The sequence below is a fragment of the Microbulbifer halophilus genome (genome assembly GCF_026183675.1).
Taxonomy (GTDB): Bacteria; Pseudomonadota; Gammaproteobacteria; order Pseudomonadales; family Cellvibrionaceae; genus Microbulbifer; species Microbulbifer halophilus.
On sequence record NZ_JAPIVK010000003.1, the window covers coordinates 80,294 to 106,337 of the forward strand.

Annotated in this window: 21 protein-coding genes and 1 pseudogene; 11 read left to right on the forward strand and 11 right to left on the reverse strand. The window is 62.9% G+C overall.

Annotated elements, in window-relative coordinates:
- The first annotated feature begins 10 nt into the window (after nt 1–10).
- On the forward strand, nt 11–1,273 hold the full coding sequence (locus OQE62_RS02415) for a cytochrome c (protein WP_265720397.1): 1,263 nt from the start codon (nt 11–13) through the stop codon (nt 1,271–1,273).
- 15 nt (nt 1,274–1,288) lie between these two features.
- Nucleotides 1,289–2,155, forward strand: a pseudogene (locus OQE62_RS02420) (cation:proton antiporter); the annotation flags it as partial.
- Between the two features lie 90 nt (nt 2,156–2,245).
- On the opposite strand, the gene OQE62_RS02425 reads toward OQE62_RS02420, so the two are convergent.
- From OQE62_RS02425 to OQE62_RS02440, 4 genes are all read right to left on the reverse strand, one after another.
- Nucleotides 2,246–3,133, reverse strand: a complete 888-nt coding sequence (locus OQE62_RS02425; protein WP_265720398.1) for an SMP-30/gluconolactonase/LRE family protein — start codon at nt 3,131–3,133, stop codon at nt 2,246–2,248.
- An 80-nt stretch (nt 3,134–3,213) separates the two neighbouring features.
- Nucleotides 3,214–5,064, reverse strand: a complete 1,851-nt coding sequence (locus OQE62_RS02430; RefSeq protein ID WP_265720399.1) for a monovalent cation:proton antiporter-2 (CPA2) family protein — start codon at nt 5,062–5,064, stop codon at nt 3,214–3,216.
- 18 nt (nt 5,065–5,082) lie between these two features.
- Nucleotides 5,083–6,375 (reverse strand): cation:proton antiporter, encoded by a 1,293-nt coding sequence (locus tag OQE62_RS02435; protein ID WP_265720400.1) that lies wholly within the window; start codon nt 6,373–6,375, stop codon nt 5,083–5,085.
- 144 nt (nt 6,376–6,519) lie between these two features.
- Nucleotides 6,520–7,401, reverse strand: a complete 882-nt coding sequence (locus tag OQE62_RS02440) for a pirin family protein (protein ID WP_265720401.1) — start codon at nt 7,399–7,401, stop codon at nt 6,520–6,522.
- Between the two features lie 155 nt (nt 7,402–7,556).
- Here OQE62_RS02440 and OQE62_RS02445 point away from each other — a divergent pair, with 155 nt between their 5' ends.
- From OQE62_RS02445 to OQE62_RS02455, 3 genes are all read left to right on the forward strand, one after another.
- Nucleotides 7,557–8,444, forward strand: coding sequence for a LysR family transcriptional regulator (locus tag OQE62_RS02445; RefSeq protein WP_265720402.1), 888 nt, complete (start codon nt 7,557–7,559; stop codon nt 8,442–8,444).
- A gap of 144 nt (nt 8,445–8,588) precedes the next feature.
- Nucleotides 8,589–8,987, forward strand: coding sequence for a DoxX family protein (locus OQE62_RS02450; protein WP_265720403.1), 399 nt, complete (start codon nt 8,589–8,591; stop codon nt 8,985–8,987).
- Nucleotides 8,988–9,065: 78 nt separating this feature from the next.
- Entirely contained in the window at nt 9,066–10,040 is a 975-nt protein-coding gene (locus OQE62_RS02455; RefSeq protein ID WP_265720404.1) for a glutathione S-transferase family protein, read from the forward strand.
- Between the two features lie 361 nt (nt 10,041–10,401).
- On the opposite strand, the gene OQE62_RS02460 is transcribed toward OQE62_RS02455, so the two are convergent.
- Together OQE62_RS02460 and OQE62_RS02465 are read right to left on the reverse strand one after the other, a co-directional pair.
- Nucleotides 10,402–11,127, reverse strand: coding sequence for a sulfotransferase family protein (locus OQE62_RS02460; RefSeq protein WP_265720405.1), 726 nt, complete (start codon nt 11,125–11,127; stop codon nt 10,402–10,404).
- 79 nt (nt 11,128–11,206) lie between these two features.
- The gene (locus OQE62_RS02465; RefSeq protein ID WP_265720406.1) at nt 11,207–11,758 is read right to left on the reverse strand and encodes a hypothetical protein; all 552 of its coding nucleotides are present in this window, start codon (nt 11,756–11,758) and stop codon (nt 11,207–11,209) included.
- A gap of 88 nt (nt 11,759–11,846) precedes the next feature.
- Here OQE62_RS02465 and OQE62_RS02470 point away from each other — a divergent pair, with 88 nt between their 5' ends.
- Nucleotides 11,847–12,266, forward strand: coding sequence for a secondary thiamine-phosphate synthase enzyme YjbQ (locus OQE62_RS02470; RefSeq protein ID WP_265720407.1), 420 nt, complete (start codon nt 11,847–11,849; stop codon nt 12,264–12,266).
- A gap of 62 nt (nt 12,267–12,328) precedes the next feature.
- Nucleotides 12,329–12,928: a glutathione transferase GstA gene (gene gstA, locus OQE62_RS02475; protein ID WP_265720408.1), complete on the forward strand. Its 600-nt coding sequence runs from the start codon at nt 12,329–12,331 to the stop codon at nt 12,926–12,928.
- On the opposite strand, the gene OQE62_RS02480 is transcribed toward gstA, so the two are convergent.
- Both OQE62_RS02480 and hexR read right to left on the reverse strand, forming a co-directional pair.
- Entirely contained in the window at nt 12,925–14,211 is a 1,287-nt protein-coding gene (locus tag OQE62_RS02480; protein ID WP_265720409.1) for a multidrug effflux MFS transporter, read from the reverse strand. The genes gstA and OQE62_RS02480 overlap by 4 nt on opposite strands.
- Before the next feature lie 131 nt (nt 14,212–14,342).
- Nucleotides 14,343–15,197 carry a transcriptional regulator HexR gene (hexR, locus tag OQE62_RS02485; RefSeq protein WP_265720410.1) on the reverse strand — a complete coding sequence of 285 codons (855 nt, stop codon included), beginning with the start codon at nt 15,195–15,197 and terminating at the stop codon, nt 14,343–14,345.
- Between the two features lie 242 nt (nt 15,198–15,439).
- Here hexR and uvrD point away from each other — a divergent pair, with 242 nt between their 5' ends.
- The 4 genes from uvrD (at nt 15,440) to OQE62_RS02505 (ending at nt 20,934) form a co-directional block, all read left to right on the forward strand.
- Nucleotides 15,440–17,659, forward strand: a complete 2,220-nt coding sequence (gene uvrD, locus OQE62_RS02490; protein ID WP_265720411.1) for a DNA helicase II — start codon at nt 15,440–15,442, stop codon at nt 17,657–17,659.
- A 219-nt stretch (nt 17,660–17,878) separates the two neighbouring features.
- A complete protein-coding gene (locus OQE62_RS02495; protein WP_265720412.1) occupies nt 17,879–19,012 on the forward strand; it encodes a TRAP transporter substrate-binding protein in 1,134 nt (377 codons plus the stop codon).
- A 170-nt stretch (nt 19,013–19,182) separates the two neighbouring features.
- Nucleotides 19,183–19,968 (forward strand): hypothetical protein, encoded by a 786-nt coding sequence (locus tag OQE62_RS02500; protein ID WP_265720413.1) that lies wholly within the window; start codon nt 19,183–19,185, stop codon nt 19,966–19,968.
- Between the two features lie 51 nt (nt 19,969–20,019).
- The gene (locus OQE62_RS02505; RefSeq protein ID WP_265720414.1) at nt 20,020–20,934 is read left to right on the forward strand and encodes a hypothetical protein; all 915 of its coding nucleotides are present in this window, start codon (nt 20,020–20,022) and stop codon (nt 20,932–20,934) included.
- Nucleotides 20,935–20,945: 11 nt separating this feature from the next.
- Here OQE62_RS02505 and OQE62_RS02510 read toward each other — a convergent pair whose 3' ends face one another.
- The 3 genes from OQE62_RS02510 to OQE62_RS02520 form a co-directional block, all read right to left on the reverse strand.
- Nucleotides 20,946–21,338 (reverse strand): acyl-CoA thioesterase, encoded by a 393-nt coding sequence (locus OQE62_RS02510; RefSeq protein ID WP_265720415.1) that lies wholly within the window; start codon nt 21,336–21,338, stop codon nt 20,946–20,948.
- Nucleotides 21,339–21,496: 158 nt separating this feature from the next.
- Nucleotides 21,497–25,081, reverse strand: coding sequence for an ABC transporter permease/M1 family aminopeptidase (locus OQE62_RS02515; RefSeq protein WP_265720416.1), 3,585 nt, complete (start codon nt 25,079–25,081; stop codon nt 21,497–21,499).
- A 15-nt stretch (nt 25,082–25,096) separates the two neighbouring features.
- Nucleotides 25,097–25,990: an ABC transporter ATP-binding protein gene (locus OQE62_RS02520; protein WP_265720417.1), complete on the reverse strand. Its 894-nt coding sequence runs from the start codon at nt 25,988–25,990 to the stop codon at nt 25,097–25,099.
- Between the last annotated feature and the right edge of the window lie 54 nt (nt 25,991–26,044).

Below are 26,044 nucleotides of genomic sequence, written 5' to 3' on the forward strand. Positions count from 1 at the left end.
CCTTCGGGCGTTGACCTGGGTTCTGTTGCTGTGCTTCTTTTCGGCAAACGCCCAAACCGACGAATTCGACGATCCCGAACTGATCGAACGCGGCCGCTACCTGGCCATCGCCGGCGACTGCGCCGCCTGCCACACGGCGGACAAAGACAAACCCTACGCCGGTGGCTACCCGATGCAGATGCCGATGCTCGGCACCCTCTACTCCAGCAATATCACCCCCGATCCGGAACACGGTATCGGCGACTGGAGCCTGGAGGATTTCGAGGGCGCGCTGCGCCGGGGTGTCGGCAAGGGCGGCCGCAATCTCTACCCGGCCATGCCCTATGTCTCCTACGCCAAAATCACCGACCGCGATATCCTCGCCCTCTATGCCTATTTTATGCGCGGCGTCGAGCCGCTGGCCGAGCCCGATCGCAGGAATGACATCCCCTGGCTGCTGCGCGCCCGCTGGCCGCTGAAGGCCTGGAATGCGCTCTACCTGAAACCCGGCCCCTACGAAGTGGATCCGGACCGCGGCGAGCAATGGAACCGCGGCGCCTACCTGGTGCAGGGGCTGGCCCACTGCGGTACCTGCCACACACCGCGGGGAATCGGCTTCCAGGAGAAATCCCTGAGCGAAAAGGGCAAACACTACCTGGCCGGCGGGCCGGTGCTGGCGGGCTGGCAGGCCTACAATATCACCCCGCACGAGAGCGGCGGTATCGGCCTCTGGTCGCAGCGGCAACTGGAGCAGTTTCTGAAAACCGGCCATGTAAACCGCCTCGCCCAGGCCGGCGGTTCCATGGCCGAAGCGGTCGAGAACAGCCTGGCGAAACTGCGCGACGACGATATTCGCGCTATTGCCACCTACCTGCGCGACATTCCGGCGCTGCCGGGTGTAGGGAAGGAACCGCGCCAGCAGCAGGGGTTGGCGGCGGAGAATGTGATCGCCCTGCGCGGCAAGCCGCTGAGCGGCGATATCGGCGAAGACACGGACGGCGCGCGCCTCTACCTCGGCCTCTGCGCCAGTTGTCACGGCGCCGACGGTACCGGCAGCGAGGACGGCTACTATCCGTCGCTGGTGCACAATTCCACCGTCGGCGCCCACAGCGACCACAACCTGCGCCGGGCAATCCGGTACGGCGTCGAGCGCGATATCGGCGACGGGGAAATCCTGATGCCGGGGTTTGCCCGCGAGCTGGATGAAAAGCAGATGAATGCGCTGGTGGATTACCTGCGCCAGCAGTTCGGCGGACGGCGCGGCCCGGATGCGCCGCGACCGGGCGAACACTGACAGGGGCGGTGCGCAATGCACGAGATTGCACTCGCCCTAGTATTGCTGCTGGCGGTTGCGGTCAGTGGTGTTATTGAACGGGTTTTCCCCCTGCGGCTGCCGCTGCCGATCGTGCAGATTGTCGTCGGCGCCCTGCTCGCGGTCGGTTTCCGTGTGCAGATCCCGCTGGATCCGGAAATCTTCTTCCTGCTGTTTATTCCGCCGCTGCTGTTTCTCGACGGCTGGCGCATCCCCAAGGGCGCCTTCTTTCACGACCTGAAACCGATTCTGACCCTCGCTGTGGGGCTGGTGCTGTTCACCGTCGTGGGCATGGGCTTTTTTATCAATTGGCTGGTGCCGTCGATGCCGCTGGCCGTGTGTTTCGCCGTGGCGGCGATACTGGCACCGACGGATCCGGTCGCGGTCTCCGCGGTGCGCGGCGACACGCCACTGCCGGCCCGGCTCGAGCATATCCTCGAAGGCGAGGCGATGCTGAACGACGCCTCGGGGCTGGATTTTTTCCGCTTCGCGGTGGCGGCGGCGATGACCGGCAGCTTTTCCCTGGCACAGACGGCACTGGGGTTTGTCTGGGTGGCGGCCGCCGGCGTCGCTATCGGTGTCGGCGTGGCCTTCCTGTGCGGCTACGCGCTGCGCTGGCTGGCGCAGTACGGTGGTGAGGATACCGGGGTGCAGATACTGGTGAGCCTGCTGGTGCCCTTTGCCGCCTACCTGGCCGCCGAGCACCTGGGCGGCTCCGGTATCCTGGCGGCGGCCACCGCCGGCATCGCTACCCACTATGTCAATCTGCACGGCGCCGAGCTTTCCAGCACCCGCATGGAGCGCCGCGCGGTCTGGAACACCGTGCAGGTGGTGATGAACGGCATCATCTTCGTGCTGCTGGGCGAGCAACTGGTGCACATCGTCACCGGCGGGCCGGCCGGAAAGCGCCACACCAGTGAATCCGGAGCGCCCGTTTGTCGGCAGTATTTCCGTTCAGGGGCCGTCGACGCGCATCTCCAGGGAGTAGAGAGAGTCCATGGCGGTGATAAACAGTGTCCTGCGCGCCTCGCCGCCGAAGGTGACATTGGCAGTCCAGTCTTCGGGCACGTCGATATGCTCGATTTTCTCGCCCTGCGGGTCGAATACGGTAACACCCTCGCCGGTCAAATATAGGTTGCCCCCGGAGTCCAGTGTCATACCGTCGGAACCCATTTCGGCAAACAGGGTCTTGCCGGACAGCCCGCCGTCACTGTCGATGGCGTAGGCATAGGTTTTGTCCGCACCGATATCGGCTATATAAAGTCTCTTCCCGTCCGCACTGCCAATCAGCCCGTTGGGTTTTTGCAGGTCGCCGGCAACGCGGGTGGCCTGCCCGGCGCCGGGTGCAAGGTAGTAGACGGCCTCGGTTTCAATTTCTTTCTTGTCCCTGTCCCAGTAGTCGCGGGGATAGAAGGGATCGGTAAAATAGATGCCGCCGTGCGGATTCACCCACAGATCATTGGGTCCGTTCAGGCGCCGACTGTCGAAATTGTCCAGCAGCACGGTGACTTTTCCGTCCGGGGTTATCTGCCACAGCTCCCCTTTGTCGTCGGCACAGGCGAGCAGGTTGCCGGTGTCATCGAAATAGAGGCCGTTTGCGCGACCGGCGTCGTCCATAAACAGGGACAGGGTGCCATCGGTGCCATATTTCCAGATGTTGTTATTGGGCTGGTCGGTAAAAAACACGTTGCCCGCCGGGTCCGCGGCGGGGCCTTCGGTAAAGCTGAAGTCTTCCGAAATCAGTCTGAGTTTTGCTCCCTCGGAGACAACGGCCGCTGCTGTGGAGACACCGCATGTGCATAAAACCAGCCCGAGCCAGATTATCGGTAATCTGTCCAACATCGTTCTTTTCTCCTGAGTTTGGGCGCGGGGGCTTTTTCCTGCAGTTCCCCGGGAGCCCTGTCGTTCAATCCGATGGTTGATCAGGATTCCGGTTTGCCGCCGTCATCCCAGTAGTGATCCAGGTGCAGGTCCCGGTCGCGCCGGTCCTCGCGCAGTGCCTGCAGCAGCTGCTCGCGGTAGATCTTGGTCTGGGCGATATGCTGGGTCTCGTCGCGCCAGTAGGGGAAGAGCTTTTCCAGCATACGCTGGTCGTGCTGGTGGAACTTGCGCGCCGCGCGGCGGGCCTGCAGCTTGCTCAGCCCCAGCAGTTGCAGCGCACACTCGCCGATCGCCAGTGCCGAATCCACCGTCTCGCGGAAGATGTACTGGACCCCGGCTTCCATCAGCGCGTACTGGTGCATGCGGTTGCGGGCCCGGGCCAGGATGGTCAGGTGCGGGAAGTGCTTGCGGATCTGCGCCACGATTTCCAGCGATGCGGCCTGGTCGCTCAGAGTGAGGATCACCAGGTGCGCGTTACCGGCGCCGGCGGCGCGCAGCAGGTCTTCGCGGGAGGCGTCGCCATAGTAGGCCTGGATGCCGTAGCGGCGCACCAGGTCCAGCTGTTCCGCGTTGCGCTCCAGCAGTGTGGTCTCGAAACCGCAGGCGTTCAGCAGCCGCCCGGCGATCTGGCCAAAGCGGCCGTAGCCGACCATGATTACCGGCGAGCCGCTATCCATCGGCGGTTCCTCTTCGCGCCCGCCGCCCTCGGCGGCACCGCGCATATAGCGTGGCAGCACAAACTGCTCGTAGACCAGCAGCAGTATCGGTGTCAGCGCCATGGACAGCGCGATCAACGCCACCAGCAGGTTGCCGGTGGTGCCGTCCAGTACCCGGTGCTGGGTGGCGAACGAGGTCAAGACGAAACCGAACTCGCCCGCCTGCGCCAGCGACAGCGCAAACAGCCAGTCCTCGCCGCGGGAGATGCCGACTGTGCGGGCCAGCGCGAAGAGTACGGCGAATTTTACTGCCACCAGCAGTGCCACCAGTGCCAGTAACAACAGGGGGTACTCGGCGATGACATTGAAATTCAGGTTGGCGCCCACGGCGATAAAAAAGAGGCCCAGTAGCAGTCCCTTGAACGGCTGAATATCCGCTTCCAGCTCGTGGCGGAATTCGCTCTCCGCCAGGATCACACCGGCGAGGAAAGTACCCAGGGCCGGCGACAGGTCCAGCGCCGTCATCGCCGCCGCCGAACCCATCACGATCAGCAGTGCGGTGACGGTAAAGATCTCGCGCACCTGGCTGCCCGCCACCAGGCGCAGCAATGGCCCCAGCAGATAGCGCCCGGCGAATGCGAAGGCCACCATGGTGCCGATCAGCGCGGCGCCGTAGGCCCAGCCGCTGAGCCCTTCCCGATCCGGCTCCGGCGCACCGCCGGCTAGCAGGGGCAGCAGCGCCAGGATCGGGATCACGGCGATATCCTGGAACAGCAGCACCGCGAAGGCGCCGCGCCCGCCCTCGGTTTTCAGCAGTCCCTTCTCGCTCAGGGACTGCAGCACGATGGCGGTGGAAGACAGTGCCAGGATCAGGCCGATGGCCACCGCGCTGCGCCAGCTCTCCTCGTAGAGCAGCAGCGCCAGTGCGGCGACGGCAATCGCGGTGCAGATCAACTGTGCGCTGCCGGTTCCCAGAATGGCGCCGCGCATCTGCCAGAGTTTGCGTGGTTGCAGCTCCAGGCCGATCAGGAACAGCATCAGCGCCACGCCGAATTCGGCGATATGCATTTCATCGCTGGCGTCGCCCACCAGCCCCAGGGCATAGGGGCCGATGGCCGCGCCGGCGAGCAGGTAGCCGAGTACCGAGCCGAGACCCAGGCGGGTGGCGATGGGAACGGCGATGGCGGCGGCGGCCAGGTAGGTTACCGCCTGTAGCAGGAAACTGGTTTCTTCCATCTGGGTTGTTGTCGTTTGTTATCCGGGAGTTGAGTCGGCTGTCTCGGGCTCGGCAATATCGCGCGAGCGGCGAATCAGCGGCGCGATGGTGGAGCCCTGCACCACAATCGAAAAGAGTACCACGCCGTAAGTCATGACCACCCACAGGTGGCGCAGGTCCTGGCCCTGGATCATTGCGTGGCCCGCGGGGATGGACATCGCCAGTGCCAGCGACAGGCCCCCGCGCAGGCCGCCCCAGATCAGGATGCGCTCCGTGTAGGGGTGGTATTTGCGCCGCCGCTTGAGCAGCGTAAAAGGCACACCCACCGCCAGCGTTCGCGCCACCAATACGATGGCGATACCCGCGGCGATCAGCAGATAGTCGAAGGCGCGGAAGTCGATGGTGATCAGGAAGAGCCCCACCAGCAGGAACAGCAGGCCGTTGAGGAAGTCCTCGGTGATGCTCCAGAAGTTGTCCAACTCGTGCTGGCTGACGCGGGAAAAACCGCGCTCGCGGGTGAAGTTGCCGATGATGATACCGCTCACCACCATCGCCAGGGCGCCGGAGACGCCGAGGATATTGGCCAGCGCAAAGCCGGCGGTGGGGATCACCAGCGTCAACAGCAGTTCCAGCGAGTGATCGTCGGTGGAGCAGATCAGCCAGTGGAACAGGCCACCGATCGCCAGGCCCAGCGCCACACCGCCGACAGCTTCCACCGCAAACAGCTCCGCCACCGCCGGCAGGGTCGGCTCGCCGCCCTCGAACGCCAGTGCGTAGATCACGGCGAAGATCACCAGGCCGAAACCGTCGTTGAACAGGGATTCCCCCTCCACCTGGATGGCGATCTGCTCCGGCGCCTTCAGGCTCTTGATGATCGCCAGCACCGCGATGGGATCCGTGGGCGAGACGAGGGCGCCGAACAGCAGGCAGTAGACAAAGCTCACCGGCATGCCCACAAACTGCAGGAACCAGTAGAGCAGTGCACCCACGAGAAAGGTGGAGATCAGGATGCCCAACACCACCAGCAAGCCTATCTCCAGCTTCTGGTTGCGCAGCGCCAGCAGATCGATATGCAGGCTGCCGGCGAACAGCAGGAAACCCAGCATGCCTTTCAGCAGCAGGTCCTCCAGGTTCATCAGCGGCAGCAGCTGGTCGGCCCAGATGTGCAGTTCCAGCAGCCCCAGCTTGCCCAGCCCGGTGACCAGCAGCGACAGCGCCAGGGAGCCGGCGGTGATGGCGATGGTGGTCTGGGCGCGCAGCACATACTGGTTGAGGAAACCGAGGAAGACGGACACCGCCGCGAGAAAACAAAAGGTGTAATAGACTTCCATCTGGCGCTCGGGGCCTCACTTCACGAGATTGCTGGGCGTGCCGCGTTGCGGCTGTAGGAGCCTACTTGCAGGCGAAAGAATCGGGGGCCCCGATTCTTTCGCCTGCAAGCAGGTTCCTACAGGAGGCTTTTGAAGCAAAAGCCGTCAGTCGGTCAGTGTGCCGTTATTGTAGTCGCGCAGTGCCTGCTCGATTTCCTCGCGGCTGTTCATGACGAAGGGACCGTAGTGGGCAACGGGCTCGCGCAGGGGCCGACCGTGAAGGCACAACAGGCCGGCTCCCTCATTGTGGGCGCGCAATTGTAGCGTCTCTCCGTCGCCGTACAACAGCATATTGCCCCGCTTGATGGCGCCGCGCTCTGTCTCCAAGGCGCCGCGATAGACAAATACCAGCACGCTGTGGTCCGCCGGTATCGGCAGCGTCACCTCGGCGTCTGCCGCCAGGCGGATATCTCCCACCGCTGCCTCGGCGGCGGCTTCGGTCAGCGGGCCCTCCCGGTCTTCTCCATCGACATGCCAGTGCCCGGCGATCAGCCGGATCAGCGAGCCGGCGCCGTCCAGTGCCAGTTCCGGCATTTCCCGCGCCTGGATATCGCGCCAGGTGGGATCGCCCATCTTGTCCGCGGCGGCCATGTTGATCCACAACTGGAAGCCGTGCATGCCGCCGCCCTGCCCGTCTTCGGCCTGCGCCGGCATCTCCGAGTGGACGATGCCGCGCCCGGCGCGCATCCACTGGGCGCCGCCGGAGGAGACGGCGCCGCGGTTGCCCAGGTGATCCTTGTGCTCGAACTCCCCGTTCAGCATATAGGTGAGCGTTTCGATACCGCGGTGCGGGTGCGGCGGGAAGCCGGCGATATAGTCATCGGCATTTTCCGAGCGGATTTCGTCCAGCATCAGGAAGGGACTGAAGTCCGGGCTCTGGAAGCCGGCCACACGCTGGATCTTGACGCCGGCGCCGTCGGCGGATGCCTGACTGGCGAGGCCCCGCACCATCGGGCGGGCGCCGGGGCGCAGTTCAAACTTTTGCATGATCACCTCCATTCGTGATGTTGTGCTCAGTATAAGCCGATGATTTCGATAAAAAATGGCAAAAAATTGCCCGCTTTATTCGAATTCCTAGACCGGTTGCGCTATAAACATTCCGCACGACGCCAATCAATGACAGAAATGCACGAGGAGAGCGCATGGCCAAGGTAACCCTGGAGCAGTGGCGGATGTTTCAGTCGGTGGTGGAGCACGGCGGTTTTTCCCAGGCCGCCGAGGCAGTGCACAAGAGCCAGTCCTCCATCAACCACGCGGTGCACAAGCTGCAGGAGAACCTCGGTGTGGCGCTGCTGGAGGTGCGCGGGCGCAAGGCGGCGCTGACCGATGCCGGTCGCGTCCTGCTGGCCCGCGCCGGCGGCCTGCTGGAAGAGGCAGAGTCGCTGGAGTCGATAGCCGCCAGTCTCGCCAGCGGTGAGGAGGCGGTGCTGACCCTGGCGGCGGACGTGCTGTTCGACTACGAGTGCCTGCTCGGTGCCGTCGAGCGCTTCGCCGCCGAGTTCCCGCACACCCGCCTGGAGCTGCGCGAAACGGTACTCTCCGGCGCCGGGGAACTGCTGCAACAACAGCAGGCGGACTTTATTCTCACCGCGCAGGTGCCGCAGGGCTTTGTCGGCGAACCGGTGGCGCGCGTGCGTTTCGTGCCGGTGGCCCACCCGCAGCATCCGCTGCACCATCTGGGGCGCCCGGTGACGCGCGAGGACCTGAAGACCTGCCGGCAGATAGTGGTGCGGGATTCGGCGCTGAAAAGCCGCCGGGATGCCGGCTGGCTCGGCTCCGACCAGCGTATCACCGTGACCAATGTGCAGACCTCGGTGGAGTTGATCGAGCGCGGCCTGGGTTTCGCCTGGCTGCCGGAGACGCGCATCCGCGAATCCCTGTCCGCCGACCGGCTGCTGCCGCTACCCACCGGGGAACCCTGGGAGCGGGAGGTGACTGTCTATCTGGTCTATGCCGATGCCGATTGCGCCGGGCCGGCCGCCAACTTCCTCGTGGACGCACTGCGGGACGGGCTGGGTCCCTTCGAATAGCAGCGGGCCGGGAGGTTGACCCGCCGGCTTCAAAAAATCGAATATTATTCGCAAAATTTTGCGGTTTTTTCGCTGATTTTCGGCACTACACTGAGGGAAGTTTCACTATTGATGAGTGACTGATCTCAACCCGAGGGCTCGGCGATGAAAGACGGTATATTTTGCGATCTCACCAAACTGCTCGGCCGTGTACTGATGGCGGCCATTTTTATCCAGGCCGGCTGGAGCAAGATCGGCGGCTACGAGGGCACCCAGAGTTACATGGAATCCGCCGGTGTGCCCGGCGCACTGCTGCCGCTGGTGATCCTGGTGGAACTGGGTGGCGGCCTGGCGGTGCTGTTCGGTTTCCTCACCCGTTGGGCGGCGGTGGCACTGGCGCTGTTCAGTCTCGCCACGGCGGTGTTGATGCACTACGCCCCGGGCGATCAGCAGGAAATGATCAGCTTCATGAAGAACCTCGCCATCGCCGGCGGTTTCTTCATCCTCGCCTGTGCCGGCGCCGGCCGCATCAGCCTGGATCAGCTATTCCGGCGCAAGCACTGATCGCCCCGCCGATGGCGGCGCGGCCCGCTGGCGCCGCGCTGCCACTACCTATTTCAATAAAACGATTTCGGAGGATTTATGGGTTTACTGGTCGACGGCCAGTGGCAGGACCGCTGGTACGACACGGAAAAGAGCGAGGGGGAGTTCGTGCGCGAACAGGCGCAGCTGCGCAACTGGATCACCGCCGACGGCAGCGCCGGCCCCAGCGGCGAGGGCGGTTTTGCCGCGGAGAGGGATCGCTACCACCTGTACGTCTCCCTCGCCTGCCCTTGGGCCCACCGCACCCTGATCTTCCGCAAGCTGAAACGGCTCGAGGATTACATCGGCGTATCCGTAGTGAGCCCCTACATGCGCGAGCACGGCTGGACCTTCAACGAGGACGAGGGCAGCAGCGGCGATCCCCTCTACGGCGCCGATTACCTGCACCAGCCCTACACCCGCAACCGGTCCGACTACAGCGGTCGCGTCACGGTGCCACTGCTGTGGGACAAGCAGCGCCAGTGTGTGGTCAGCAACGAGTCGGCGGAAATCATCCGCATGTTCAACCGCGCCTTCGATGGCCTGACCGGCAACGACGACGACTACTACCCGGCGGAGTTGCGCGGCGATATCGACGCGACCAACGACATCGTCTACGAAAATATCAATAACGGCGTCTATCGTGCGGGGTTTGCAACCAGGCAGGATGCCTATGAACACGCCTACGAACGGCTCTTCAGTACCCTTGAGCAGTTGGAGCAGCGCCTGGCCCGCAACCGCTACCTGACCGGGGACCGTATCACCGAGGCGGACTGGCGCCTGTTTACCACCCTGATCCGCTTCGACGCCGTCTACCACGGCCACTTCAAGTGCAACAAACAGCGGCTGGCGGACTACCCGAATCTGTGGGGCTATACCCGCGAGCTGTACCAGTGGCCGGGGGTGGCGGAAACCGTGGACTTCCACCACATCAAGACCCACTACTACGCCAGTCACGACACCATCAATCCCACCGGCATAGTGCCGAAAGGGCCGCAACTGGATTACGCGGCTCCCCACGGGCGCGGAAACTGAAGCGGGTGTGACGTTAAGCCCCCCTCTCCCGTCGGGAGAGGGGATCGAGGAGCCCGGAGGCCTCTCGCGGCCCCTTTGTTGGACTGCGCTGCGCTCATCCACCTACGCTTGTCACGAGCCGATAAACGCTTGATCTGGTTTCTATTCTTAGCCTGCTCAACGCAGAGCCGGGTGGTTTGGCGAAGCGAATTGTCCCCTGGCTAGTGGTCCATGCGGTAAATTCAGTAACACTATCTCTTCGCTACAGGCCCCAGTGCTGCATTGAAAAAGCTTGAATTAGCGCTGCTAGTCCTGCGCTTTTTCGCCTTGCCCTGGAACCTGTGGCTATGAGCTAGAGTCACCGAATTTACCGCATGAACCACTAGGCGGGAAACTCGGTACTGTAACCGAAGGTGCTGAAATCGTCCCGATAGACGCTTGCCACCAGGGCGATCAGGGCATCGTCGCTGTAGTAGTGGCGCAGCTTTTTTGCGGCACCGGTGGGCGGCGGTCCGGCACTGGTGATCTCGTCACTGATACCGGGCCGGATGCGCTGCTTGATCTCGGCCAGGTCCCGGTCCAGGGACTCCACTTTGCCGATAAAATCGAACTCTTCCGCCGGAATCAGCAACAGATCCGCCTGCGGCACCCAGTGGGCGTTGCTGTACAGGAAATCGCGATCGTCTGCCAGCCGCTGCAGGAATTCGGCGAAACTGATGTCGTTGCCGCGGCGGTGGGGGAAGCGCGCTATCTTGTCGAGGTAGGCGGACAATATCCGGCTGTAGGGATTGCGCACCACCGTGAACTTGAATAGATCGTCGAAACGCGCCATATCGGCGCGGCTCAGGCGGCCTGGGTGAGTGAAGATCTTCTTCGCTTGTCTGGACGGCACATCGTGTCCCAGCTTGAGGCGTACCAGATTGGTGACGATGGTGGAGTTGGCGGCCTTGGGAATCCGGCTGCAGAAAAAGCCCAGCTCCAGGTCGATCATGCCGCGGTCATTGGCGCTGCGCATCGAGGCGGGAGAGCGGAACGGATAGCGGCGGTAGAAGGGCCGCAGGGGTAGCGTTGCCGCATTGAAGAGGAGCTTGTCGAGGGCTGGGTACATGATCTGTATCTGGCCGGGGCGGCGGCCGGGTTACTGCGGAGCGCGCTACCTTACCACAGCTCGGCTAGCCGCACGCACCCTATAGCTGGGCGCGCATCAGGCGCTGGATTGCCGCGTAGCGCCGCTTTTCATCCTGTGCCGCCCGCTCGAGCCGCTGAAGCCTGAAGTCGAACTTCCCCGCGTCGCTATTTGCGGAACGCTGCTGCAGCGCGCGTCGGGTGGCGCGGACCTCCTGTTGAAGCTGGTGCAGGCTGGGATCGAAGCAGTAGCGGGCGACGACCCGCGGTTCCTGATCCGGGTGGCGATCGATAAAGTTCCGCAGCAGATTCCGGGCGTCGCCATTGTCCGGGTTGCGGACCAGGGATGAGCAACCCGCCTGCAGGCGCCGCCGCTCCTCCGCCGACAGCAGGGAGCCGAAAGCGCGCGCGGCGTCGGCGGAGCCTTCAATAGCCGCCACCACTTTTTCCTCAAGGTGTAGATGCGCCTCGAAGAGCGTGCGTTGTTCACCCGCCTCTTCCGCGCTGCCGTCTTTGCCGGCGGTCGCCGCCGGTACCTGAGTGGCGCCGGCACCGGTGGCAAATGTCAGGATGGCGGCAAGAGATAGCCAGCGGTTGGCGGATCGGTACAACATGTCATCCTCCGTGACTTGCGACAGTTGATTGGTTCAAATACAACGGTTTGTCTGGATGCCAGCATATTGCAAAAAGGAGGAAGATAAGTTGAACAGTTACCGCCGCGAACTGTGGTTTGATACGGAAAACCGCACGGAATTCATCAACATCACCCCGGAAGTGGAGGCCGCCCTGGAAGACAGCGGTATCCGCGAGGGGCTCTGTCTGGTGAACGCCATGCATATATCTGCTTCCGTCTTTATCAACGACGACGAGCCGGGCCTGCACCGGGACTTCGAGCATTTCCTCGACGAACTGGTGCCCTACGGTCCCATTGAGCAGTACCGCCACAACGACACCGGCGAGGACAACGCCGATTCCCATATCAAGCGCCAGCTTTTCGGCCGCGAAGTGGTGGTCGCGGTGACAGACGGCCGGCTGGATTTCGGTCCCTGGGAGCAGATCTTCTACGGCGAGTTCGATGGTCGCCGCCGCAAGCGGGTGCTGGTGAAGGTTATCGGCGCCTGATGCCCCGGCCCGCCGGGGACCCTTCTATACTCGGGTTATTCGCCCGACTCAGGAGATCCCCGATGAAACTCTACTATGCCCCCGGCGCCTGCTCCCTGTCCCCGCATATCGTCGCCTGTGAGGCCGGCATTCAGCTGGAGCTGGTGAAGGTGGACCTGGGCGAACACAAAACCGAGAGTGGCGCCGATTTCACCGAGATCAATCCCAAGGGCTATGTGCCGGCGCTGCAACTGGAGGGGGGCGAGATACTGACCGAGGGACCGGCGATCGTGCAGTTTCTCGCTGAGCAGAAACCCGAGCGCGACCTGGCGCCGGAGTACGGCACCCTGGATCACTACCGGTTGCTGGAGTGGTTGAACTATATCTCCACCGAGGTGCACAAGGCCTTCGCGCCCCTGTTCTCACAGGCGGCCGACGAGGAGAAGGAGCGGGCGAAGAAAACCGTCGGCAAACACTTCGACTTTGTCGAGAGGCAGCTCCAGCGCGACTACCTGCTCGGCGACCACTTCAGTGTCGCCGACGCCTATCTGTATACCGTTTTCTGCTGGCTGGGTGTGCACAAAATCCCCACCGACCGCTGGCCGAAACTGGAGGCCTTCCGCAAACGCGTGGAGGAGCGGTCCGCGGTGCAGAAGGCGCTGGAGGAGGAGGGGTTATCCTAACCCGGCGATGAAGAACCTGTCTGTTGCGGCGCAAAGCGCCGCACCGCCGGCACCGCATCTACCCGGATCGGCTGCCGCGCCCGCGCGATAAACACCGCCGACAACAGCGCCGTCACCGAGCAGCCCAGCATGGTGGCGGCGATGGGAACCAGTGTGCCCGTGTGCAGCCCGTTGACGACACCGCCCAGCGAGCCGCCGGCGATAAAGAGGGAGGCGCCGTAGAGGGCGTTGGCGCTGCCGCTGACGCGGGGGAAGAATTCCAGGAAGCAGGCGGCGGAGTTGGGCCCGGTGATACCGATACAGGCCATCACCAGCAGCAGCGGCCCCATCCACAGCCAGATCTCCTTCACCCCGGTGAGAGTGCCCAGCAACAGCAGGCTGCAGCCCAGCAGTTGCAGCGATATGCCCGCCAGCAGGATATTGCGTGGCTCGAAGTGCTTCAGCAGGCGGATATTCACCTGCACCATGCCGATCAGCCCCAGCACACAGGAACCGAAAAACAGCGGAAACTGCTTCGCCGGCACCTGGAAATACTCCATGAACACGAAGGGCGCGGTGGTGACATAGGTGAACATTGCACCGCTGACACAGGCTTGGGCGGCGAGGAAGCCCAGTGCGCGGCGGTTGCCCAGCACCAGCCGGTAGTTGCGCAGCAGGTCGCGCTTGGGGCCGCGCTGGCGCCGGGCGCGGGAGAAACGCGACACTGTCTCCGGCAGCAACAGCCACACCAGTGCCAGCATCGCCGTGGCGTAGCACAGCAGGAAAATGAAAATACTCTGCCAGCCGCCCGCAGCCAGCAGCAGCGAGCCGATCACCGGCGCGATCAGCGGTGCCACCAGCATCATGGTGCTGATCATCGAGATGATCCTCGCCGCCTCGCGCCCGTGGTAGAGGTCCCGCACGATGGCCGCGCAGATCACCGTGGCGAAGCCGCCGCCGATGGCCTGGAAGAAACGCAGAACAATCAGGTGATCCACATGGGTCGCGAACAGCACCAGTGCCGAGCTGGCGATATAGATGGACAGGCCGATGGTGCCTACGCCGCGCCGCCCCCAGCGATCCGACAGCGGCCCGCCCAATAACTGGCCCACGGCGAACCCCAGCAGAAAACTCGATACCGAGTGCTGCACCCGCGCCACCGCGGTGTCCAGCGTCCCGGCCATGGCGGGGATCGCCGGCAGATAGCTGTCGATAGAAAACGGCGTCAGCGCCACCAGGGCCGCCAGCCATACCGCCAGCCAGCGCGGCGGTGTCTTGTCGGCGGCAATGGACATGGGACTCATAATTCGGCTCTGGCACGGCGAAATGGTGGGAGGGGCCCGCGGCGGCAGCGGGGATGCGCCGCGGGCGCGCCATGGTAGCGGCGCGCCGGGGGATCTGCCAGTGGCGGTGGGGAATAGTACCGGGAAAAGCCTCAGTGCTTGTCTTCGCGCAGGGTATAGAGCCCCTGCTTGAGCTTCAGCAGGTGATCCTGCAACTGCGGCCCCTTGCGCTGGGCGACGCCGATGGCGAGCACATCGATCACCACCAGGTGGGCGATGCGCGACGACAGCGGTGTGTAGATCTCGATATCCTCTTCCACGTCCACTTCCAGCGGGATGTTGGCCTGCCGCGCCACCGGCGAACCGCTGGGCCCCAGGCCGATCACCGTGGCGCCCTGTTCCCGGGCCATACCCATGGAGCGCAGCAGCGCCTTGGTGCGTCCGCTCTGGGAGATGGCCACCACTACGTCGCCCGGTTGCATCGACATGGCGGACATGTTCTGCATGTGGTGGTCCGAGTGGGCGGCGGTGGCCAGTTGCAGGCGGAAGAATTTGTGTTGGGCGTCGGTGGCCACGGCGCCGGAGGCACCGAAGCCGAAGAACTCGACCCGTCGGGCGGCGGACATGGCGGTCACCGCCGCCTCCAGCGCGCGGGCATCGATCTTGTCGCGCACGTTCAGCAGGGTATCGACGGTGGAGTCGAACACCTTGCGTTTGTACTCGGCGATGGTGTCCGTCTCGGTGACGGCGATCTGGCCGAAGCTGGGGCTGGAGGCCAGTTGCTGGGCCAGGTTGAGCTTGAACTCCTGGAAGCCGGAACAGCCCACTGCGCGGCAGAAACGCACCACTGTCGGTTCGCTCACCTGGGCCTCGGTGGCCAGGTCGACGATGCGCATATGGATGATCTCGTCCGGGTTGGCGAGAATGAATTCGGCCACCTTGCGCTCTGATTTGCGCATGGAGGACAATTGTTCGCTGATTTTCTGCGTGACTTCCGCCGGTTTCACGGGACTTCCTTCTTTATTCCGGATACGCAGTTTAGCGGCTAGCCCGGGCACTGGCGAGCGCCGATCCGTAGTGTGTGCCGTGGCACCGTTGTGGGGGGCTGGTGGCTGCATCCGACTGGTGCCAGTAAGAAGATGTCGTGGCACCATGGCCTTCGCATCTGCATCGGATATTCTTTTCGAGTCCCGAGTCCCCTGTTTATTTACACAGGTAACCCCCGCCACCTCTGTTACAATCGCCGCCCATGGACGTTTCACAGATTCTAGACCCCCTCAACGACGCCCAGCGCGACGCCGTAGCCGCAACCCCGGGCAACCAGCTGGTGCTGGCCGGCGCCGGCTCCGGCAAGACCCGCGTACTGGTACACCGCATTGCCTGGCTGATGCAGGTGGAGGGCGCTTCGCCCTACTCCATCATGGCCGTGACCTTCACCAACAAGGCCGCCCGCGAGATGCGCGCCCGCATCGAGGAGCTGCTGGCGGTGAATACCTTCGGCATGTGGGTGGGCACCTTCCACGGTCTCGCCCACCGGCTGCTGAGGGCCCACTGGCAGGAGGCCAAACTGCCGCAGAATTTCCAGATCCTGGACAGTGACGACCAGCTGCGGCTGGTCAAGCGGGTGCAGAACGACCTGGGGCTGGACGAGAAAAAGTGGCCGCCGCGGCAGACCCAGTGGTGGATCGGCGGTCAGAAGGACGAAGGGCTTCGGCCTCAGTATATCCGGGCCGGCGCCGACCTCTGGTTGCAGACGATGGTGCGCATCTACACCGCCTACGAGGAGGCCTGCCAGCGCGGCGGTCTTGTCGACTTCGGCGAGCTGCTGCTGCGCGCCCACGAGCTGCTGCGGGACAACGATTCCATCCTGGCCCACTACCGCCGCCGTTTCCCGTTCATTCTCGTGGACGAGTTCCAGGACACCAACACCATCCAGTACGCCTGGCTGCGCCTGCTGGCCGGCGACCAGAGCCGCGTCACCGCGGTCGGCGACGACGACCAGTCCATCTACGGCTGGCGCGGCGCCAAGATCGAGAATATCCAGCACTTCGAAATCGATATGCACGAAGTGCAGACGGTGCGCCTGGAGCAGAACTACCGCTCCACCGGCACCATCCTCGATGCCGCCAACGCGGTGATTTCCCACAACACCGGCCGCCTGGGCAAGGAACTGTGGACAAAGGGCGAGGAAGGCGAGCCCATCTCCCTCTACTCGGCCTACAACGAGCAGGACGAGGCGCGCTTTATCGTCGAGCGCATCCGGGACTGGGTGCGCGATGGCAACCGGCGCGACAGCGCCGCCATCCTCTACCGCTCCAACGCCCAGTCGCGGGTACTGGAAGAGGCGCTGCTGCGCGAGCAGGTGCCCTATCGCATCTACGGCGGCCAGCGCTTCTACGAGCGCCTGGAGATCAAGAACGCCCTCTCCTACCTGCGCTTGATCGCCAACCGCGATGACGACACCGCATTCGAGCGGGTGGTCAATACACCCACCCGCGGCATCGGCACGCGCACCGTGGAAATGGTGCGCTCCGTCGCCCGCGAGCACGGCTGCTCCCTGTGGCAGGCGGCCAAGCGGATGCTGCAGCAGCGGGTGCTGGCCGCCCGCGCCGGCAACGCCCTGCAGGGCTTTCTCGACCTGGTCAATCACCTTGCCGCCAACGCCGAGGACAAACTGCTCGATGCCATCGCCGAGGACGTGATCGAGACCAGCGGCCTGCTGGACTTCCACGGCAAGGAAAAGGGCGAGAAGGGCCAGACGCGGGTGGAGAACCTGCAGGAACTGGTCAGCGCCTGCCGCACCTTCGACGGCGCGAACCTGCCCCAGGACGAGGACCGTGAAGAGGAGCGGCCGCTGCTGGAACAGTTCCTCGACAGCGCCGCGCTGGACGCCGGCGAGGGCCAGGCGGACGAGTTCGAGGACGCGGTGCAACTCATGACCCTGCACTCCGCCAAGGGTCTGGAATTCCCGCTGGTATTCATGGCCGGCGTGGAGGAAAACCTCTTCCCCCACAAGATGTCCGCGCAGGACCCGGGCCGCATGGAGGAAGAGCGCCGCCTCTGCTACGTGGGCATCACCCGCGCTATGCAGAAGCTCTATATCACCTACGCCGAGAGCCGCCGCCTGTTCGGCACCGAGAATTTCAATACCCCGTCGCGCTTTGTCAGTGAGATCCCGGCGGAGCTGGTGCACGAAGTGCGCCTGAAAACCGAAATCTCGCGGCCGCTTTTCAAACCGGGCTTTTCAGAAAACAAGTGGGGCAAAGTCGGCAACCTCTCCGACCCGCCACCGGATTTCGACGACCTGCCGCCGCTGGCCCTGGGTGGCCGCGTGGAGCACAGGAAATTCGGCGAGGGCACCGTGGTCCAGTTCGAAGGCAACGGCCCCCGCGCCCGCGTGCAGGTCAACTTCGACGACGCCGGCAGCAAATGGCTGGTGGTGGCCATGGCCAAGCTCCAGCCACTTTAATAGTGCCGAAACCCGTCCCCCGGGTGCGCGGAGCTCCAGCTCCGCACTCCCCTCTCCCTCCGGGAGAGGGCGCGGCCGCAGGTCCGAAAACCGTAGGGTGCGCCGTGCGCACCAGAGCGCCCGCCCCGACCGGTGCGCGCGGCGCACCCTACAAAACGCAATCGCGGAACATGAGCCCGCGTAGAAAAGCAGAATGCAAAAAACCAACAATAAAAAGCCATGAAAAAAATAAACTGGTACCCCGCCGTCATCCTCGGCCTGCTCGCCCTGCTGGTCATCACCTTCGGCGCCCTGGTGGTCTCCACCGCCTCCCGTGGCCCGGCCCAGCAGTTCGCCGCCGGCAGCGAACAGGAAACCTTCGAGTGGAAACTCGTTACCACCTGGCCGAAAAACTTTCCCGGCCTCGGCAGTGCGCCGGTGCGCTTCGCGGAAAAAATCGAAACCATGTCCGGCGGCCGCTTGAAGATCCAGGTCTACGGTGCCGGCGAGCTGGTACCGGCCATGGGTGTGTTCGGCGCCGTCTCCGAGGGCGCCGCGCAGATGGGTCACGGCGCCGCCTACTACTGGAAAGGCAAGGTGCCGGCTGCCCAGTTCTTCACCGCCGTGCCTTTCGGCCTCAACGCCCAGGAAATGAACGGCTGGCTGCACTACGGCGGCGGCATGGAATTGTGGGAGGAAATCTACGCACCCTTCGACCTGATCCCCATGGCCGGTGGCTCAACCGGTGTGCAGATGGCGGGCTGGTTCAACAAGGAAATCAACTCGGTCGAAGACCTGAAGGGCCTGAAAATGCGTATCCCCGGTATCGGCGGCGAGGTCCTGAACCGCGCCGGCGGTACCGCCGTGACCATCCCCGGCGGTGAACTGTACACGGCGTTGCAGACCGGCGTTATCGACGCGACGGAATGGGTGGGCCCCTTCAACGACCTGGCCTTCGGCTTCTACCAGATCGCCGATTACTATTACTACCCCGGCTGGCACGAGCCGGGCTCGATTCTCGAATTCATCGTCAACAAGACCGCCTTCGAAAAGCTGCCGAAAGATTTACAGGAAATCGTCCGCACCGCCGCCCGAGACGCAAGCCAGGATATGCTCGACGAGTACACCGCCCGCAACAACCGCGCCCTGCGGGAGCTGGTGGATGAGCACGGCGTGCAACTGCGGCGGCTGCCGGACGACGTGCTCGCCCACCTGAAGCAGATCAATACGCAAATCCTGGAAGAAACCGCTGCGGAGGACCCGCAGTTCGCCCGAGTCTACGAAGCGTTCAGGGCGTTCGAGAGCGATGTGATTCCGTATCACCGGATCAGTGAGGAGGCCTACTATCAGGCGCGAGCGTTGGAAAATCACTAATCGAAAAATGCAGGTTTTAAATGTGACGTAGTTTGCATTTTTGTGTCGAGTATATCCATAAGCCGATAGAGACACCATAGACAGCTTTTTATTCTCCAAGGCTGCGGAGATAATTCGCGGTCGGCTGGCGGTTTTGCCGGCCGTGAATAAGTAATACTTGGGGAAAATTGATGAAGAATCTACTGCGGCTGTCTTTTGCTGTTATTTTCACTGCCCTGGTCGGCTGTGCTACTCCACAACCACCGGTCCCTCTCGACCAGCAGTTCTACACTGCGGAGGACAAAAAGGTGGGCCTGATGCTCGAAGCTCCCGAAGCGCCCGATTTGGCGCTGGAAGGCAATATCGGCCTGCTGGACTACGCGATTATCGCCGCAGCCACCAGCTCCCTCAGCGAGCACTTTGAAAAACAGAACCTCAATGAATTTCTCGCCGTTGCTGAAGAGCTGAGCAGCAGCCTGGAGAAGGACGGCCTTACAGTGGTGCGCCTGGAAGTGCCGGAGGAGGCGCCGAAGCTCGCCAAGTTCAAGGACCCGGATTCCAAGGACCAGACCTACTACGCGTCCAGGGACCACCGCGGCCTTGTCGCGGAACACGGGGTCGACTACCTGTTGAAACTGAAGGCCACCCGGGCCGGCCTTGCCCGCCCCTACTACGGCTTTGTGCCCACCGACGATCCCCGCGCGGTATTCGATGTGCACGGCGAGCTGATCGACCTGTCCACTAACGAGCTGCTCTGGTACGCCAATATTTCCCAATCCGCCTACGCCACCGGCGAGTGGGACGAGGGGCCGAATTTCCCCGGACTGACCAACACCTATTACGTGGTGATGAACAAGGCCAGGCAGGATGTTGTCAACGCGTTGGCAAGGAAATCCGATATCGACAATATCGCCCTGAACGAAGTTGAAGGGAATGCTGCTGAAGAAGAGTCGTCCGCGGCTGAAAGCGAAGAATAATAACAAACCGACCGGAGCGGCGGTGGTCGCGGCCACCGCGGCAACTATACGATGAAAACAATAAGAAAACTGGCGCTGGCGGGCCTTCTGCTCGCCGGCTGTTCGCAGACATCCACCTACCACATCGCCGTCGGGGACACCCCGGCGATCCGGGCGCTAGACGGTATCTACCTGCAGATGGAACCGCTGGAAAACGGTCCTCTGACGGTGGAAGTACAGCCCGAGCCCTGGCGCTACCAGGCGGTGTCCTCACAGGCCGTCGCCGCCCAGTACTCGGCACCGCCGCCGTCCCCCGGAACCAGCCCGGGTCAGGCTGCTGCCGCCGGAGCGGTGGGCGGGCTGCTCGGTACGTTGATTGCGAAGGGAATGGTTAAAGACCAGGCGCAGGCGGCTGCGCAGCAACCGGCGATGCCCCTGGTGGAGAAGCTGATGGGGCGGGCGATACAGCGCGATGTGCGCGAGGGGCTGGTGGACGGGGTGCTAACCTCTGGATTTGCCGCACAGCACTCGCTGATTTACGGGCCGCAAACCGATCGGGGCCTGGCCGTGCTGAAGTTGCAGCCGTCGATCAAGCTCACCAACCGGATGGATGTGTTCAAGTTCAATATCAATGCGGAGCTGTCCAGGAGCGGTGAGCAGCCGCTGTACAGAAACTCGATCGAATACTGGTCGGCGGGCACCGGCTACGGTGACAAGCTGGATAACCTCGCCTACTGGCAGGTGGCGGACCTGGAGGCGTTCTACCAGGAGCTGGACAGCGCGATTGCCCATACTTCCGATTATCTCGCCATGTCACTGGACGGGGCCCTGCCGGAGGCGCAGTCGCAACAGGCGACACACAAGGTTGCCGCTAACGGCGGCTGGGTCATGCTGCGCGGCAACGTGATCCGCGCCGGCGATGGCCTGACCGTAATCAGGGATCTGCGCGGCAATATTAAGATCATCCGCGGCTCACTGATGCAGTGAACCACCGGGGCTCAGGTGGGTAGCGGCCTCGTGCGTCCGTGGTCGTCGATGGCCACGAATACAAACTCCCCTTCAGTGACCTTCTCCTGCTCGCCGGAATCCACCCGGGTCAGCCAGACTTCCACCATGGTGCGGATCGAGGAGCGCCCCACTTCGATGGGTTCGGCGTAGCAGCTGACGGTGGAGCCCACCGGTACCGGGCGCAGGAACACCATACTGCCCACAGCCACGGTGGTGACGCGCCCGCGGGCGATGCTCTGGGCGAGGATGGCGCCGGACAGGTCCATCTGCGACATCAGCCAGCCGGCGAAGACATCCCCTTGGGGATTGGTATCGCGGGGCATGGTCTGTGTCTGCAGGGTCAGGGTGCCGGTGGGTTGTGGCTCTTCATCAAGTGCGGGCATCGATCGACGGCTCACGGATTGTTAGATTTATTGGCGGCGCCCGGGGAGCGTCCCGAGCGGGTGGCGCATTCTAGCACAATGTGGCCAGCTTTTAACCAGCAGCCTGTGGCAAAAGCGGCTCTGGGAGCCGGCCCTCGGGGACCGGGCTCCAGCGTCCGCTAGTCGCTCTCAAGTGCCAGCAGGTTGTCTTCCGGGTTCTTGTCGATCATCTTGATATAGGGATCGATACCCACCATCGCCGGCTCTCCCTCCACCTCGAATTCCAGACGGGTGCGGTTTTCATCGAACTCGTGTTTGGCGAAGTAGAGCACATGCCCGGAGCCTTCGGCTTTATCGGGATCTTCGCTGAAAACGGCGATATCCAGGCGGTTGTCCAGGGGAATTTCCGTTTCCCGACCCTCGCCGTCCGCCCGGAATTTCTTCGCCGAGACCTCCAGTGCCACCCGGTAGCGGCTGTCTCCCAGCGGCTCGGAACTGGCGTCTTCCACCTTGAGGTCGAACAGCACGATGCGCTCCAGCATATCGCTGATCAGCTTCTGGTCCTCAGCCCCGGCGCGCTCGCGCAGCTGTGCCACCAGGTCCATGCTGGTGGGATAGGGGTCGCTGGCGTAGGCGCTCTCCTCGAGCAGGGCCGCCAGCGCGCCGTTGATCGCCTCTTCGCCCATGGCGTCCTTGAGCGCGTACATGGCCACCGAGCCCTTGCGGTAGTGAACGTAGGGCTGGTCCTCGTTGCGCACCAGCGGCAGCTCTTCCAGCAGTTCTTCGCCGCGGCCGCTGAGATAGCGGTCCAGTTCGTACTTGAGGAACTTGCGGATCTTCCGCGGGCCGTACTCCCGTTCCATCACCATCAGTGCCGAGTACTGGGCCAGGGTTTCCGAGAGCATGGTCGCGCCCTGCACATCGGCGCCCAACAACTGGTGTGCCCACCACTGGTGCGCCACCTCATGGGCGGTGACGTAGAACACATAGTCGATATCCTCCGGGTCGCGCAGGTCGGCGATAAAGCCGAGGGCCTCCGAATAGGGCACGGTATTGGGGAAGGCCTGGGCAAAGCGCTGATAGCCGGGGAACTCCACGATGCGCAACTGGCGGTACTGGTAGGGACTGAACGCCTCGCTGAAATAGGCCAGCGATCGCTTCACGCTCTCCACCATGCGCGGCACATTGTAGTCGTGGGGCTTGTGGTGATAGACCTCTATGGCCACGTCCCGCCACTGGTCCCTCATCACCGTGTAGTTCGCGGACAGATAGGAGAAAAAGTTGTGGATGGGCGCATCCATTTTGTAGTGGAAGTAGTGGCGATTGCCGTCCACCCAATCTTTCTGCAGATAGCCCGGCGCCAGGGCCGTCTGCCCGGCGCTGGTGCTGACGGTGGTTTCGAAGGTCACCCAGTCGGAATCGCCGCGCAGATAGGAGTCGCCGTGGTGGCTCCGGTCCTCCAGTTTGTGCATCCGCTGTGGCGGCGGCAGATCGTATTTTCTGCGCAGGTGGCGGTCGGTCAGCTCGGCGCCCTTGTTGTAACCGATATACGGAAAGGCCTCCATGTTGTTGAAAAAGGCACCGTTGGCCACCAGCGTGGTGGAGGAACCGGCGTTTTCGAAGCCGCGGTTTATCCTGCTCAGATCGAAGTCCAGGGTCAGGGACTCGCCCGGAGCCAGGGGTTGCGACAGGTCGAAAAAGCGATAGCCGAAGCGCTGATCCGTCTCCTGCAGCTCGGCGCCGCTCAGGGTTAACCGGTTGACGGTGAGGCCGCGGTCCAGGCCCACCATTATCTCGTCGATCGGCTCGGCGGTTTTATTTTCCAGCCGGTAGCTGCCGCGCACTTCGTAGCGACGCTCGTCCGGGAAAATATCCACGTCCGCCTTCACATCGGTAATACGCGGCAGCGCGGCCTCGGCGTAGCTCTTGTATTTTTTCTCGTAGTCCGCCGCCCACTCTTCCCGGTCCTTGCTGGTTTCGTAGTCGTTGAGAATATTGGTGTTGTAGAAAATGAAAGTGCCACTGGCCAAAAACAACAGCAGGGCGGTGCCACAGATGACGCGGCTGGGCGCGCCCAGCCGGTGCGGCAACATCCGCAGCCGGCCGCCGAGAGATTGCAGGGTGCCGCGCTGCCAGAGGCCGTAACTGAGCACCGCCAGCACCACGCTGAAGCAGCTCCAGTAAAAGGTGAGCCAGGCCCGGCCCTGTTCGAAGTGGCCGTAGCCGTTCATATCCGAATAGGGCGCCTCGCCGGTACCGGCAAACTGGTAGAGGTTGTGCTCGAAACCGAGGCCGTCCAATACCATGGTGCTGATCAGATAGCCCACCATGATCAACATCGCCAGGAATTTGTTGCGCGTGAGCACCTGCACAAAGAGCGACAGCACTGCCATCAGATAATACGGCGTGGCCACGTGGTACCAGACTCCGTACAGATACAGGCCGGGTTCGAGGTTGAAATAGCCTTTGGCAAGCTGTACCGATACGGTGGTCGCGACACTGGCGATCAGCACGCCCATCAGCACCACCAGCATGGCGACAAATTTGCTGAGTACGAAAATCCAGTTGGGGGTGGGTACCGCATCCATGATCTCGTTGCAGCCGGACTGGCGCTCGCGCCATACCAGTTCTGCGCCGTAGTAGATCAGGACAATCAGCATGATCAGACTGAAGGCGCCCTGAATCAGGTCCACCATGATACGGGTCACCGGATACACGGAGGTGCCGAAGAGCGCTCCCAGATCCAGGCTGGCGCCCAGTATATTGAACATGCCCAGCGCCAGAATCACCCAGAAGGCCAGGCTCTTGAGCACCGCTTTCACCTCGAAGGCGCAGCGGGTCCTAAACTGCAGCCAGGTGGTGCCGGCATTGAACACCGGCGCGAGCCGCGGCAGTTGTGCTGGGCCCACCTCCCGGCCCGTTTCCTCTTCAACCGGCGCGTTTTTTTTGCGGGACCAGAGGGGTTTTCTGTCGGCGAAGGAAAAAAAGCGGTAGCTCAGCAGCAGGAAAACCGCGCTGGCGCCCAGCCAGATCAGCCGGTTGAACAGAAACTCCCCCTCCATGGGCAGCATCGATGTGTTGCGTTCGAATGCGGTCCAGTAGCGGGTGGCGTTTTCAAACGCGGCGTAACCGAAAGGGTCCAGCAGCGAGGCGATGCCGCGGTTGGCGGGCTCATCCAGCATGCCCTGGCTGGTGAAGTAGAGCACCAGGAAGGCGATCAGCCCCGTGTAGGTGGCCATCATGCTGCGGGTGAGCGCCGCCAGGCTGAAAAACAGCGCGGCGCAGAACAGCAGGCTGGGCAGGGTGAGCAGAAACAGCGCCTGTGTATAGTAGGCGATATGCGTGGGGCCCAGGCGCTCTGCGTCCAGCCAGGGCATCCAGGAGCCCAGCAGTATGCCCAGCGCGCTGGCGGAAAAGGCGATAAAGGCCACCGCGAAGGCGCCGCTAAAACGCCCGAACAGATAGTCGCCCTTGCGGATCGGCGCGCTGAACAGGATGCCGTCCATTTTCATATCCCGGTCGCGCAGTACCGGGTTGGCGGAAAAGGCGGTGGTGATGAAAATACTGAAAACACTCATCACCATCAGCGTCTGTATGATGGCGTAGGGGGAGTTGATCAGTGTGCTGCCGCCACCACCGCCAATCTGGATACTGTCGACCGTAGTGGCGCCGAAGGTGAGCAGGAAAAATACCAGGCTGGTGACGTAGAACACCGGCTGGCGGATCTGGTAGAGAAATTCGAATTTTGCGATGGATGTGAACACGTTTTTCCTCCTGGCTCAGGCCGCGGTTTCCAGCGACGAGCGCTCTAGGTCAAAGAGGGTGGAGAAGTACACATCTTCCAGATCCGGCCGCAGCGGCTCGAAGGATTCGTGTGGTTGGCCGTCGCTGAGTACATGCACCAGGGTTTTGCCGGCGAAGAGGCGGGTGGAGATCACATCGAAATCCGCGCGGCACTGGGCCAGCTCGGATTTGTCGACGGTCTTGCGCCATATCCGGCCCCGCAGTTTCTCCACCAGTTCCTCCGGCCTGCCCCCGGCGACTATTTGCCCGCCGGCGAGAATGGCCATGCTCGGGCAGAGATCAGCCACGTCTTCGACGATATGCGTGGAGAGAATCACCACCACATTCTCGCCGATTTCGCTCAGCAGGTTGTGAAAGCGGTTGCGCTCCTGGGGGTCGAGGCCGGCGGTGGGCTCGTCGACGATGATCAGCTTCGGGTCGCCGATCAGCGCCTGGGCGATACCGAAGCGCTGGCGCATGCCGCCGGAATAGCCGCTCAGGTTATTTTTTCGGTCCTTGTACAGATTGGTCTGCGCCAGCAGCTCCGCCACCAGTTCGCGGCGTTGCTTTTTGTTGCTGATACCTTTGAGCACCGCCATATGCTCCAGCATATCCTCGGCGCTGATACGCGGGTAAACGCCGAAGTCCTGTGGCAGATAGCCGAGGCTCGCGCGGATTTGTTCCGGCTGGGTGGCCACATCGATACCGTCGAAAGTAATGGAACCGCTGTCCGCCAGTTGCAGGGTGGCGATGGTCCGCATCAACGAGGATTTTCCGGCGCCGTTGGGGCCCAGCAGTCCGAACATGCCTTTGGGGATGTCCAGGTTGACGTTTTTCAGGGCCTGAACGCGGTTGTCGTAGGTTTTGCAGAGATTGCGGATTTGCAGCATGGTGGATTCCCTTCTTGATTCGTGTAGAAAACTTTGACGACTCGGGCGGTGCAA